Annotated in this window: 11 protein-coding genes; 7 read left to right on the plus strand and 4 right to left on the minus strand. The window is 60.7% G+C overall.

Annotated elements, in window-relative coordinates:
* Positions 1–237 precede the first annotated feature (237 nt).
* From dapE to KW846_RS28495, 3 genes are all read left to right on the plus strand, one after another.
* The gene (dapE, locus tag KW846_RS28485) at positions 238–1,389 is read left to right on the plus strand and encodes a succinyl-diaminopimelate desuccinylase (protein WP_218486291.1); all 1,152 of its coding nucleotides are present in this window, start codon (positions 238–240) and stop codon (positions 1,387–1,389) included.
* Entirely contained in the window at positions 1,389–2,198 is an 810-nt protein-coding gene (locus KW846_RS28490) for a putative RNA methyltransferase (protein WP_218486292.1), read from the plus strand. The genes dapE and KW846_RS28490 overlap by 1 nt, the downstream gene beginning before the upstream one ends.
* An 84-nt stretch (positions 2,199–2,282) precedes the next feature.
* Positions 2,283–2,660, plus strand: coding sequence for a hypothetical protein (locus KW846_RS28495; protein WP_007978418.1), 378 nt, complete (start codon positions 2,283–2,285; stop codon positions 2,658–2,660).
* 85 nt (positions 2,661–2,745) lie between these two features.
* Here the strand turns inward: KW846_RS28495 and KW846_RS28500 are convergent, their stop codons facing one another.
* Entirely contained in the window at positions 2,746–2,955 is a 210-nt protein-coding gene (locus KW846_RS28500; RefSeq protein ID WP_007954750.1) for a cold shock domain-containing protein, read from the minus strand.
* Between the two features lie 236 nt (positions 2,956–3,191).
* Between KW846_RS28500 and plsB the strand changes: the two genes are divergently transcribed.
* The 3 genes from plsB to KW846_RS28515 all read left to right on the plus strand — a co-directional run bounded on the left by plsB (position 3,192) and on the right by KW846_RS28515 (position 6,925).
* Positions 3,192–5,693, plus strand: coding sequence for a glycerol-3-phosphate 1-O-acyltransferase PlsB (gene plsB / locus KW846_RS28505; protein WP_218486293.1), 2,502 nt, complete (start codon positions 3,192–3,194; stop codon positions 5,691–5,693).
* A gap of 115 nt (positions 5,694–5,808) precedes the next feature.
* Positions 5,809–6,207: a YbaY family lipoprotein gene (locus KW846_RS28510; protein ID WP_218486294.1), complete on the plus strand. Its 399-nt coding sequence runs from the start codon at positions 5,809–5,811 to the stop codon at positions 6,205–6,207.
* A 28-nt stretch (positions 6,208–6,235) separates the two neighbouring features.
* Positions 6,236–6,925 (plus strand): DUF4197 domain-containing protein, encoded by a 690-nt coding sequence (locus tag KW846_RS28515; protein ID WP_102699395.1) that lies wholly within the window; start codon positions 6,236–6,238, stop codon positions 6,923–6,925.
* A 66-nt stretch (positions 6,926–6,991) separates the two neighbouring features.
* Here the strand turns inward: KW846_RS28515 and KW846_RS28520 are convergent, their stop codons facing one another.
* The 3 genes from KW846_RS28520 to KW846_RS28530 form a co-directional block, all read right to left on the minus strand.
* On the minus strand, positions 6,992–7,273 hold the full coding sequence (locus KW846_RS28520; RefSeq protein ID WP_218486295.1) for a DUF6124 family protein: 282 nt from the start codon (positions 7,271–7,273) through the stop codon (positions 6,992–6,994).
* Between the two features lie 1,017 nt (positions 7,274–8,290).
* A complete protein-coding gene (locus KW846_RS28525; RefSeq protein ID WP_218486296.1) occupies positions 8,291–11,356 on the minus strand; it encodes an efflux RND transporter permease subunit in 3,066 nt (1,021 codons plus the stop codon).
* A 6-nt stretch (positions 11,357–11,362) separates the two neighbouring features.
* Complete coding sequence (locus tag KW846_RS28530; RefSeq protein ID WP_218486297.1) at positions 11,363–12,463, minus strand: efflux RND transporter periplasmic adaptor subunit; 1,101 nt, start codon at positions 12,461–12,463, stop codon at positions 11,363–11,365.
* A 93-nt stretch (positions 12,464–12,556) separates the two neighbouring features.
* On the opposite strand from KW846_RS28530, the gene KW846_RS28535 reads away from it, so the two are divergent.
* A complete protein-coding gene (locus KW846_RS28535) occupies positions 12,557–13,192 on the plus strand; it encodes a TetR/AcrR family transcriptional regulator (RefSeq protein WP_218486298.1) in 636 nt (211 codons plus the stop codon).
* Positions 13,193–13,381 lie beyond the last annotated feature (189 nt).

Raw genomic sequence — 13,381 nt, forward strand, 5'->3', positions numbered from 1 at the left:
ATATCCGTGGATACACTAAACGGCGGCCAATGGTCGCCGTTTTGCTTTAAGATAACCGCCATTTTGCGGGGCTTGGCGGCATGCGGTTTCCAACCGGACCCGAGACCTGTGGGAGCGAGCCTGCTCGCGAATGCGTTGTCACAATCAATGTTTATGTTGACTGACACGCCGCTTTCGCGAGCAGGCTCGCTCCCACATTCAACCCCAAGCCCATATTCCATGATTCCGGAGTTTTCCATGACGGCCCACGCCGACCTTTCGCCGACCCTTCAACTCGCCATCGACCTGATCCGCCGTCCGTCCGTGACGCCGATCGACGCCGATTGCCAGAAGCAGATGATGCAGCGCCTGGGCGATGCCGGTTTCACCCTGGAACCGATGCGCATCGAAGATGTGGATAACTTCTGGGCCACCCACGGCCAGGAGGATGGTCCGGTGCTGTGCTTCGCCGGCCACACCGACGTGGTCCCGACCGGCCCGGTGACCGCCTGGCAGATCGAACCGTTCAACGCGCTGATCGACGAACACGGCATGCTCTGCGGCCGTGGCGCCGCCGACATGAAAGGCAGCCTCGCCGCCATGACCGTCGCGTCCGAGCGTTTTGTCGCCGACTACCCGCATCACAAGGGCAAAGTCGCGTTCCTGATCACCAGCGATGAAGAAGGCCCGGCGCACCACGGCACCAAGGCGGTGGTCGAACGCCTGGCCGCGCGCAAGGAGCGTCTGGACTGGTGCATCGTCGGCGAACCGTCGAGCACCACCCTGGTGGGTGACGTGGTCAAGAACGGCCGTCGCGGCTCCCTCGGCGCCAAGCTGACCGTGCGCGGCGTGCAAGGTCACGTGGCTTACCCGCACCTGGCGAAGAACCCGATCCACCTCGCCGCTCCGGCCCTGGCAGAACTGGCCGCCGAGCATTGGGACCACGGCAACGACTTCTTCCCGCCGACCAGTTTCCAGATCTCCAACGTCAACTCCGGTACCGGTGCGACCAACGTGATCCCGGGTGACCTGGTGGCCGTGTTCAACTTCCGTTTCTCCACCGAGTCCACCGTCGAAGGCTTGCAAAAGCGCGTCGCCGATATCCTCGACAAGCATGGCCTGGACTGGCACGTCGATTGGGCCCTGTCCGGCCTGCCGTTCCTCACCGAGCCAGGCGCGCTGCTGGACGCGGTGTCGTCGAGTATCAAGGACATCACCGGTCGCGACACCAAGGCGTCCACCAGCGGCGGCACCTCCGACGGGCGCTTCATCGCGACCATGGGCACGCAAGTGGTTGAGCTGGGCCCGGTCAACGCGACCATCCACCAGGTCAACGAACGCGTGCTGGCAGCCGACCTCGATGTGCTGACTGAAATCTACTACCAGACCCTGATCAAGTTGCTCGCCTGATGCTCGCCTGCCCTATCTGCAGCGCACCGCTCAACGCGGTGGACAACGGTGTGGTCTGCCCCGCCGGGCATCGGTTCGACCGTGCGCGCCAGGGTTACCTGAACCTGCTGCCGGTGCAGCACAAGAACAGCCGCGACCCTGGGGATAACCAGGCGATGGTCGAAGCCCGTCGTGATTTCCTGAATGCCGGGCACTATGCGCCGGTGGCCAGGCGTCTGGCGGAGCTGGCCGCCAGCTATGCACCGCAGCGCTGGCTGGACATCGGTTGTGGCGAGGGCTACTACACCGCGCAGATCGCCGAGGCGCTGCCGGATGCCGAAGGTTATGCCCTGGACATCTCCCGCGAAGCGGTCAAACGCGCCTGCAAACGCAGCCCGCAGCTCACTTGGTTGATCGCCAGCATGGCGCGGGTACCGTTGCCTTCCGGCAGTTGCCAGTTCCTCGCCAGCGTCTTCAGCCCGCTGGACTGGGAAGAAGCCAAACGCCTGCTCAGCGTCGGCGGCGGCCTGATGAAAGTCGGGCCGACCAGCGGCCACCTGATGGAATTGCGCGAGCGGCTGTACGATGAAGTCCGAGAGTACATCGACGACAAGCACCTGGATTTGGTGCCGGAAGGCATGGTGCTGGCGCACAGCGAAACCCTGGAATTCAAACTGACGCTCCACAGTGGTCAGGACCGGGCGAACCTGCTGGCGATGACACCTCACGGCTGGCGCGCCAGTGCCGAACGCCGTGCTGCCGTTATCGAGCAGGCCGAGCCGTTCGAGGTCACCGTGTCGATGCGCTACGATTATTTCGTTCTTCAATAACTTCAAACATTTTTGGTCTTGGGCAACGGCTCAAGGCCGGCTAAATCCGCGAATGGATTTTTCAGACCCGCAGTGAGGACATCCATGCGCCAGCCCGATATCGAGATTTACCTGAAAGACGCCGACGTCGATCACAAAGCCATTGCCGCCTGGCTGGGCGCGGCACTTGGCCCGTGTTCGGATTGGGTGCAGAAGGGCCAGACCTACAAGTGCAAGGCCGGCAACGTGCCGGTGACCTGGCTGCCAAAAGCGGTCGGCAAGTGGAACAGCCTGTATCTGGAAAGCGACCAGACCCCATGGGACGACGACATCGCCTGCGCCCGCGCTGCATTTGCCGCGCTGAACGTCGAAGTGCGTTGCGCGCCGGGAACCTGGGTCGAGGAAGAAGGTGAAGAGACGGCGGACCGCTGGATTCGCATCAGCGCCGATGGTGAAGAAGAGATCACCTGGAAGACCGCTTAAAAGCAAAAAGATCGCAGCCTGCGGCAGCTCCTACAAGGTTATGGAGTAGGAGCTGCCGCAGGCTGCGATCTTTTGATCTTAAAGGTTAGAGCCCCACAACATCCTCAGCCTGCAATCCCTTCTGCCCTTCGACCACCGCATACTCAACTTGCTGGCCTTCGGTCAGTGAACGGTGCCCCTCGCCACGAATCGCGCGGTAGTGCACGAACACGTCCACCCCGTCCTCACGCTGAATGAAGCCGTAGCCCTTGGCGTCGTTGAACCACTTCACGTTGCCGGTTTCGCGTGTTGCCATTTGTTCATACTCCCTTTTTATTATTGATCGGGCTTTTCGCAGGAAAGCCTCGGGAACGTCAGCCTGCGCATACCGGTCCCATGAGGGTAACGGCGACAGAGCGCCGAGTATATGACAGACGCTGAAACTCTCAATAGCACTTTACTTCGCCGCTTTTTTGCCGATTTTCGACGAATCCGGCACACTACGCAGCGCCCGAGCAAACGCTTGGTTTCATTCACTCATGCAGAAGCCGTATGACCCGTTCCCCGTTCCGCCGTCTTGTGTTTGGCACCCTGCGCCGACTGTTGTACCTCTGGGTTCGCTCGGAGACGATCAACCAGTCGTCGTTTACCCTCAACCTCGACCGCAGTCGTCCGGTGTTCTACGTCCTGCAAAACCCTTCGCTGACCGACCTTGCCGTGGTCGACACCGAGTGCAGCAAGGCCGGCCTGCCGCGCCCCGTGCTGCCGGTATCGGTGGGCAACCTGCTGGAACCGGCCGCGTTCTTCTACCTGACGCCGGACCCGGACTGGCTCGGCCGCCAGGACAAGCGCGGCGCGCCGCCAACCTTGACCCGCCTGGTCAGCGCCCTGAGCCAGAACGCCGCCGAAGACGCTCAGATCATTCCGGTCAGTGTGTTCTGGGGCCAGTCGCCGGACAGCGAAAACAGCCCGTGGAAACTCCTGTTCGCCGATAGCTGGGCGGTGACCGGGCGTCTGCGGCGCTTGCTGAGCATCATCGTGCTGGGGCGCAAGACCCGCGTGCAGTTCTCCGCGCCGATCCACCTGCGCGAACTGATCGAACACAACAAGGGCCACGAGCGCACCGTGCGCATGGCCCAGCGCATCCTGCGGGTGCACTTTCGCAACCTGAAGGCTGCGGTGATCGGCCCGGACATTTCCCACCGCCGCAACCTGGTCAAGGGCCTGCTGAACCAGCCGCAGGTCAGACAGGCGATCCTCGACGAAGCCGAACGCGAGAACATTTCACCGGAAAAAGCCAAGGCCCAGGCCCTGCGCTATGGCAACGAAATCGCCTCGGATTACACCTACACGGCCATCCGTTTTATGGAAGTGGTGCTGAGCTGGTTCTGGAACAAGATCTACGACGGCATCAAGGTCAACCACATCGAAGGCGTGCAGAAGGTCGCCCAGGGTCACGAAGTGATCTACGTACCCTGCCACCGCAGCCATATCGATTATCTGCTGCTGTCCTACCTGCTGTTCCGCAACGGCCTGACCCCGCCGCACATCGCCGCCGGGATCAACCTGAACATGCCGGTGATCGGCGGCCTGCTGCGTCGTGGCGGCGCGTTTTTCATGCGCCGAACGTTCAAGGGCAACCCGCTGTACACCTCGGTGTTCAACGAATACCTGCACACCCTGTTCACCAAGGGCTTCCCGGTGGAGTATTTCGTCGAGGGTGGCCGTTCGCGCACCGGGCGCATGCTGCAACCCAAGACCGGGATGCTGGCGATCACCCTGCGCAGCTTCCTGCGCTCATCGCGCATGCCGATCGTGTTCGTGCCGGTGTACATCGGCTACGAGCGCGTACTGGAAGGTCGGACCTATCTTGGCGAGTTACGCGGTGCGGCCAAGAAGAAAGAATCGATCTTCGACATCTTCAAAGTCATCGGCGCACTCAAGCAGCGCTTCGGCCAGGTCGCGGTGAACTTCGGCGAGCCGATCAAACTCGCGGAATTCCTCGACAGCGAACAGCCAAACTGGCGCCAACAGGAACTCGGCCCGCAGTTCAGACCAGCCTGGCTCAACGAAACCACCAACCGCCTCGGCGAGAAGGTCGCCCGGCACCTGAACGAAGCGGCAGCGATCAACCCCGTCAATCTCGTTGCCCTGGCGCTACTGTCCACCAGCCGCCTGGCTCTGGATGATCGCGCCATGGCGCGGGTGCTCGACCTGTATCTGGCGCTGCTGCGCAAAGTGCCGTACTCGCCACACACCACCCTGCCGGACGGTGACGGCCGGGCGTTGATCGAGCACGTGAAAGACATGGACCTGCTGTCCGAGCAGAACGATGCCCTGGGCAAGATTCTGTATCTGGACGAACAGAACGCCGTCCTGATGACCTACTACCGCAACAACGTATTGCACATCTTCGCCTTGCCGGCACTGCTGGCGAGCTTCTTCCAGAGTGCCTCGCGCATGAGCCGCGAACAGATCCTGCGCTACACCCGCGCGCTGTACCCGTACCTGCAAGCGGAGCTGTTCATTCGCTGGTCGCTGGACGAACTGGATGCGGTGATCGATCAATGGCTGGAGGCGTTCGTCGAACAAGGCCTGCTGCGTTTCGAGAACGATGTGTACCTGCGCCCGGCGCCAAGCTCACGGCATTTCGTGTTGCTGACGCTGCTATCGAAAAGCATCGCCCAGACCCTGCAGCGCTTCTACATGACCGTGTCCCTGCTGCTCAACAGCGGTCAGAACAGCATCAGCGCCGAAGAACTGGAAGACCTGTGCACAGTCATGGCCCAGCGCCTGTCGATCCTGCATGGCCTGAACGCCCCGGAGTTCTTCGACAAGAGCCTGTTTCGCCACTTCATCCAGACCCTGCTCGACCTCGAAGTGCTCAAGCGCGACGAAGCGGGCAAACTCGGTTATCACGAACTGCTCGGCGAACTGGCCGAAGGCGCGGCCAAACGGGTCTTGCCGGCAGAGATCCGTTTGTCGATCCGGCAGGTGGCGTTGCATCGCAGTGAAGATGCGGCGGATCAAGCGGTCCCAGCGCCACAGGCCTGATGCAAAACCTGTGGGAGCGAGCCTGCTCGCGATAGCGGCGTGTCAGTCACGTCATCACTGACTGGTCAACCGCTATCGCGAGCAGGCTCGCTCCCACATTAATTGGAGACTCCTGATGAAAAAACTGACTCTTCTGGCCACTGCCACCCTGCTCAGCGCTTGCCAGTCGACTTCCCCGAGCGGCAAAGCGAGCCTCGACGGCGAAGTCTTTTACCTGCAACGCAGCGCCCTGCCGCCCACCGCTACCCTGAACGTGAGCTTGCAGGACGTGTCTCTGGCCGACGCACCGGCCATTGTCCTCGACGAACAGAACGGCCCGATCAAAGGCCAGGTGCCACTGCCGTTTCATCTGAGTTACGATCCGGCACAGGTCAAACCAGGCCATCGCTACTCGGTCAGCGCGCGCATCGAAGCCGACGGAAAGCTGATGTTCATCACCACCGAAAACCATGCCGTGCGTCTTGATGGCAAGGACCCGCAACCGCTGAAAATCCGCGTCGACACCGTTCGCTAATTCTCTCTTTTTGAACAAGGAAGCTGCCATGCTCCGCCCTACCCTTCGTTTTGCCGGCCTGTGCGCAGGTTTGATGATCTGTGCCAACGCCCTGGCGCTATCCCTCAGCGACCTGTCGCAGAAAGACGCCACCGGCGGACTCAAGGACGCACTGACCCAAGGCGCGCAACTGGCCGTGAAACAACTCGGCACCCCGGGCGGCTTCAGCAACAACCCGGAAGTAAAAATCGAACTGCCGGGCAAACTGGGCAAGGTCGCCAGCAAAATGAAACAGTTCGGCATGGGTGACCAGGTCGATGAACTGGAAGCCAGCATGAACAAGGCGGCCGAAACCGCCGTGACCCAGGCCCAGCCAATCCTCGTCGATGCCGTGAAGAAAATGACCGTGGAAGACGCCAAGGGCATCCTCAGCGGCGGCAACGACTCGGCCACCCAATACCTCAACAAGACCAGCCGCGAGCAGATCCGCGCCAAGTTCCTGCCGATCGTCAAACAAGCCACCGACAAGGTGGGCCTGGCCCAGCAGTACAATTCGTTCGCAGGGCAAGCGGCGACCATGGGCGTATTGGACGCGAAGAACGCCAACGTCGAAAACTACGTCACCGAACAGGCGTTGAATGGCTTGTTCGAAATGATCGGCAAACAGGAAGAAACCATCCGCCAGAACCCGGCGGCGGCGGCGACCAGTTTGGCGAAGAAAGTGTTTGGGACCTTGTAACCTTTAGCTGACGGCAACAACCGAAGCCCGCTGACCTTCAAAGGTTCAGCGGGTTTTTTCGTTGTGCTATCGAGGCGAATCCAATTGATCCAGCACGCGATTCACCGATAGCTGCGCCAAGACAATCATCTGCTGAATGCCGAGTGTCAGATTGCAGGTTGGGCCGGTCAGGATGGACGACAACTCGGTTGCCATTACATTGGCTGAGGCAAGGGTTTCGTAGGCATGGACCAGCAAGGTTTCGGAGTCGACGCCTGGGTGGATGGTGAAAATTGGGCAGGGGCGGTTTGAAGTGCCGGCATTTTCTCCGGACTCTGGAGCCGGGGGGTTGGGGCTGGGTTTGATCATTGTGAAGCTCCTAACGAAAGTTGGAGCAGCCAGCATCACTTGCAGATGATGGGTGGCAGCTGTATGCGGGTCTGCAAGACCGAGTCGTTAGGCAACCTCGGCAGACCCGAAGATCTCCCGCACACAGCCACCATAAATCGGTGGTCGCTAAAAAAGCGCCACGATTATAGGTGCGCCAGTGGGCGCCTAACAAACTATTGGCGGGCTTGCAGTCCCGGTCGCTGAATTGGCAGCGACCGTCAGAGGCTAGTGAGCGTGCTTCCGACAGGCAACCTGAAAGTCTTGTGGGAATGGTCTGAATGGTTGGCTTGGGCGATAAACGTTGTTGACTGTTGGGCAGCCATCGCGAGCAAGCTCGCTCCCACAGTTGGGCCGGGGACACCTGAAAGAAATTGGTTGGCTGGCAGGCCGTCTTCGCGGGTAAGCCCGCTCCCACAATTTGACCGAGTACATCTGAAAGAAATTGGTCGGCTGTCAGGTCGCCTTCGCGAGCAGGCTCGCTCCCACAGTTGGGCCGGGAACACCTGAAAGAAATTGGTTGGCTGGCAGGCCGTCTTCGCGAGCAAGCCCGCTCCCACAATTTGACCGAGTACATCTGAAAGAAATTGGTCGGCTGTCAGGCCGTCTTCGCGAGCAGGCTCGCTCCCACAGAAGAGCAAAGGACGATCGGTGTACCCCCACGCTCTTCACCACTCAACAGGCCGAGCGTTAGCTCGCCTGCCGCTCTTGATCTTGATCCACCCGCCCCCTCGGCAGGCTGAGCGGAGGTGTTCATCCGGGGATGGGCGCGCAGCGCCGTTCGACGCAGTCGAACTCATTGCATGTAGGTCGAAGCGAAGCCGACCGGAGGGCAATGCCCCCGGATGAATACCGGAGCGAAGGAACCCCGAGCCTCAGCGAGGGGCCGTACGTAAGGGGCGAGACTTTTTGGTTCCTTTTGTGTCGTTTGACAAAAGGGACTCGCCGTAAGGGCGAAACCGCCAGCCGCCGCTACCGAAGCAATGGATATGTCCCCGATCAAACAGGCTCCTTCCTGACCCGAAACCAAGCCGCATAAAGCGCAGGCAAAAACAGCAGCGTCAACGCCGTAGCAACGATCAGCCCCCCCATGATCGCCACCGCCATCGGCCCGAAAAACACACTGCGCGACAGAGGAATCATCGCCAGAACAGCCGCCAGCGCCGTCAACACAATCGGCCGGAATCGCCGCACCGTCGCCTCGATGATCGCCTGCCAAGGCTTCAACCCGGCAGCAATGTCCTGCTCGATCTGATCCACCAGAATCACCGAGTTACGCATGATCATCCCCGACAAGGCGATAGTCCCCAGCATCGCCACGAAACCGAACGGCTGGCGGAACACCAACAGAAACAGCGTCACCCCGATCAACCCCAGCGGCGCCGTCAGAAACACCATCGCCGTGCGCGAGAAACTGCGCAGTTGCAGCATCAGCAGGGTCAACACCACCACGATGAACAACGGCACGCCGGCCTTCACCGAGTTCTGTCCGCGCGCGGAGTCTTCAACGGTGCCGCCGACATCCAGCAAGTAGCCGTCAGGCAGTTCAGCGCGGATCGGATCGAGGGTCGGCATGATCTGCTGCACCAGTGTCGCCGGTTGCTGCTTGTCATAGATGTCGGCGCGAACCGTCACGTTAGGCAGGCGGTTGCGGTGCCAGATGATGCCCTCTTCGAAGCCGTACTCCAGGGTCGCGATCTGCGACAGTGCGACGCTGCGACCGTTATCGGTCGGCACCGCCAGGCTCGGCAGCAATGACAGCTCGGTGCGTTCATGCACGGTGCCGCGCAACAGGATCTCGATCAACTCGTTGTCTTCACGGTACTGGCTGACGCTGGAACCGGTGAGGGAGCTTTGCAGGAACTTCGACAGGTTCGCCGTGCTCACGCCCAGCGCCCGCGCGCGGTCCTGATCGATGTTCAGGTACACCACCTTGCTCGGTTCTTCCCAATCAAGGTGGACGTTGACCACATGCGGGTTCTCGCGAACCTTGGCCGCCACTTTGCGCGCCAGCGCCCGCACCTCCTCGATGTGCTCCCCGGTCACGCGGAACTGTACCGGGTAGCCAACCGGCGGACCGTTTTCCAGACGCGTGACCCGCGAGCGCAGAGCGGGGAATTGCTCGTTGAGGGTTGAGATCAACCAGGTGCGCAGGGCTTCCCGTTCTTCGATGGTTTTCGCCAGAACGACAAACTGGGCGAAGCTGGCCGCCGGCAGTTGCTGATCCAGCGGCAGGTAAAAACGCGGTGAACCGGTGCCGACGTACGCCACGTAATTGTCGATCCCTGCCTTGTCCTTGAGCAGTGCTTCGAGGCGTTTGACTTCGTCGGCGGTGTTGCTCAGCGAAGCACCTTCGGCCAGTTTCAGATCGACCATCAACTCCAGGCGACCCGATGCCGGGAAGAACTGCTGCGGCACAAACTTGAACAGCACAATGGATGCGATGAACAACAGCACAGTCGCGGCGATCACGGTTTTGCGCCAACGCACGCACCACTCTACCAGACGCCGGACACGCTGATAGAACGGCGTGCCATACGGATCAGGTTGGCCGGCACCGTGCTTGGCGGCGTGAATTTTCGCCAGATCCGGCAAGAGTTTTTCCCCGAGATAGGGTACGAAAACCACCGCGGCCACCCACGACGCCAACAGCGCGATGGTGACCACCTCGAAGATCGAACGGGTGTATTCGCCAGTGCCCGATTGCGCCGTGGCAATCGGCAGGAAGCCGGCCGCGGTGATCAGCGTACCGGTGAGCATCGGGAACGCAGTGCTGGTCCAGGCGTAACTCGCGGCTTTGACCCGGTCGAAACCCTGCTCCATTTTGATCGCCATCATTTCTACGGCGATGATCGCGTCGTCCACCAGCAAGCCCAGCGCCAGTACCAATGCACCGAGAGAAATCTTGTGCAGGCCGATGCCGAGGTAATACATGCTGGCAAACGTCATCGCCAGCACCAGCGGAATCGCCAGGGCCACCACCATGCCGGTGCGCACGCCGAGGGAGAAGAAGCTCACCAGCAACACGATAGCCAAGGCCTCGACCAGCACTTGCACGAACTCACCGACACCGGTTTTCACCGCCGCCGGCTGGTCGGAGACTTTGCGCAGCTCCATACCGGCCGGGAGGTTTTTCTGGATGCGGGCGAATTCGACTTCCAGTGCCTTGCCCAATACCAGGATGTCACCGCCGTCTTTCATCGCCACCGCCAGGCCGATGGCGTCTTGCGCCATGAAGCGCATGCGCGGCGCCGGCGGATCATTGAAACCACGCCGTACATCGGCCACATCGGAGATACGGAAGGTGCGATCACCGACGCGGATCGGGAAGTTCTTGATCTCCTCGACCGTCTGAAAATTCCCCGTCACCCGTAGCTGCAAGCGCTCGCTGCTGGTTTCGAAGAAACCTGCCGTGGACACCGCGTTCTGCTCTTCAAGGGCTTGCTGGACAGCCGCCAGCGGCAAGCCGAGGGTGGCGAGCTTGACGTTGGAGAGTTCGATCCAGATTTTCTCGTCCTGCAACCCCAGCAGTTCGACCTTGCCCACATCCTTGACCCGTTGCAGCTGGATCTGGATGCGGTCGGCGTAATCCTTGAGCACGGCGTAGTCGAAACCCTCGCCGGTCAAGGCGTAGATGTTGCCGAACGTAGTACCGAATTCATCGTTGAAGAACGGCCCCTGAATCCCCGGCGGCAGGGTATGACGGATGTCGCTGATTTTCTTGCGCACCTGATACCAGAGCTCCGGGATCTCTGCCGAGTGCATGGAGTCTCGCGCAATGAAGGTGACCTGGGATTCCCCGGGCCGGGAGAACGAAACGATGCGCTCGTACTCGCCGGTTTCCATCAGCTTTTTTTCGATGCGTTCGGTAACCTGGCGCGAAACTTCCTCGGCGGTCGCGCCCGGCCAGTTGGTGCGAATCACCATGGCCTTGAAGGTGAACGGCGGGTCTTCACTCTGGCCGAGCTTGGTGTAGGACAGTGCGCCGACGATGGCCAGCAACAGCATCAGGAACAGGACGATCTGGCGATTACGCAGCGCCCATTCGGAAACGTTGAAGCGCATCGGGGCTTACTCCTTGTTCGCCAGATTGACCACGCGATTGGAGCGATCCACCGGACGCACCTGCTGCCCCTCGAGAAGCACATGGACACCGGCGGCCACGACCCAGTCGCTGGCGTTGAGCCCCTCGAGCACCGGTACGGTTTTCTCACCGAAGGCACCCACTCGCACCGGGGTTTTCTTCAAGGTGTTGTTGGCGCTGACGACCCAGACATAGGTCACGCCGTTTTCTGCGGTCAACGCCGACAGTGGAACGGACAGAAGCACCACGTCGGCGGCCTGCACGAACACCCGGGCGCTCTGGCCCAGCTCTACCGGCACCTTGCCGGAGGTGAAGGCAATGCGCGCCGCGAAGGTGCGTGACTTTGGATCAGCCGCTGGCGACAGCTCACGGATGCGCCCTTCGAAACGCTGGCCGGGCTGGGTCCAGAGCTCCACCGCCACCGGTTCACCGACCTTGAAGCGGCCGAAGTTCTGCTCCGGCAGGCTGATCAGCACCTCACGCTCGCCATCGGTCGCCAGTGTGAATACCGTTTGCCCCGCGGCCACGACTTGCCCGACTTCCACCAGACGCTTGGCCACGACACCGTCCTGCGGCGCACGCAACACGGCGTAGCTGGCCTGGTTATTGGAAACGTTGAATTCGGCCTTGATTTGCTTGAGGCGCGCTTCGCCGGAGCGGTAGAGGTTTTCGTGATTGTCGTACTGCGAACGGCTGACCAGCTGACGCTCCATCAGGGTTTTATAGCGATCACGCTCGGCACGCACCATGCTCAAATTGGCTTCAGCGGCAGCGACCTGGGCCCGGGTGGCCTCCAGTTGCAGGCGCACGTCCTGAGGGTCGAGTTCCGCCAAGGGTTGATCGGCCTTGACCCGCTGCCCTTCCTCGACCAGTCGTCGGCTGACTTTACCGCCGATGCGGAACGCCAGGTCCGGCTCATAACGTGCGCGGACTTCACCTGGATAACTTTCCATGGCCTGTGCCGAAGGCTCTGGTTGAACCACCATGGCCGGGCGCACGCTGACTGGCGGCACTTCGTCGGAGCCACACGCTGACAATAAAAAAGCCAGGGTGACTGGCAACGCGAGGGGCAAGGCATAGCGGAACATGGTGAAGGACCTTTCGCTAATGGTGCTTTGAATAATTATACTGAGCAGTATGTTATTAATAGCAAACTCACCAGTCCAGTAATAAAAGCGAATATGCCAAACAATCTTTCAGCACCCAATGGCCCAGGCAGACCCAAGGATCTGGTCAAGCGCAAGGCGATTCTCGACGCGGCGAAAGTGCTGTTTCTGAGTAAGGGTTATGCCAATACCAGCATGGATGCCGTCGCAGCCGAGGCCGGAGTGTCGAAGCTGACGGTCTACAGCCACTTCAACGACAAGGAGACACTGTTCTCCGCCGCCGTGGTGGCCAAGTGCGAGGAGCAATTGCCCCCGCTGTTCTTCGAGTTACCCGAAGGCGCAGCAGTGGAAACCGTGCTGCTGAACATCGCGCGCGGTTTTCATCAACTGATCAACAGTGACGAATCAGTGAACTTGCACCGGCTGATGATGACCTTGGGTAGCCAGGACCCGAAACTCGCGCAAATCTTCTTTGAGGCAGGCCCGGAGCGCATGCTGCATGGCATGGAACGCCTGCTGAGCCGGATCGACGAGAGTGGTGTGCTGAGCATCGACAAGCCGCACAACGCCGCCGAGCACTTCTTCTGCCTGCTCAAGGGCGCCGGGAATTTCCGTTTGCTGTATGGCTGCGGCGAGCCGCCGGTCGGCGAGGCCGCGGAGAGCCATGTGCGGGAAGTGGTGGGGTTGTTTATGCGGGCTTATCGGCCCTGATTTGGCGTTGCCTGGAAAGAGATCGCAGCCTTCGGCAGCTCCTACAGGGGAACGCATTCCAATGTAGGAGCTGCCGTGTAATGGTCGAACATTTTTGGACCATGATGTAGGAGCATCGATTTAAGGACGCATCATGGGATATCGGGTTGTTACATCTGAGGAAAAAGCGGAAGCCATCCGCTTGGTAGT

Origin of the sequence: Pseudomonas sp. PDM32 (assembly GCF_019219225.1) — a bacterium.
GTDB lineage: Bacteria > Pseudomonadota > Gammaproteobacteria > Pseudomonadales > Pseudomonadaceae > Aquipseudomonas > Aquipseudomonas laurylsulfatiphila.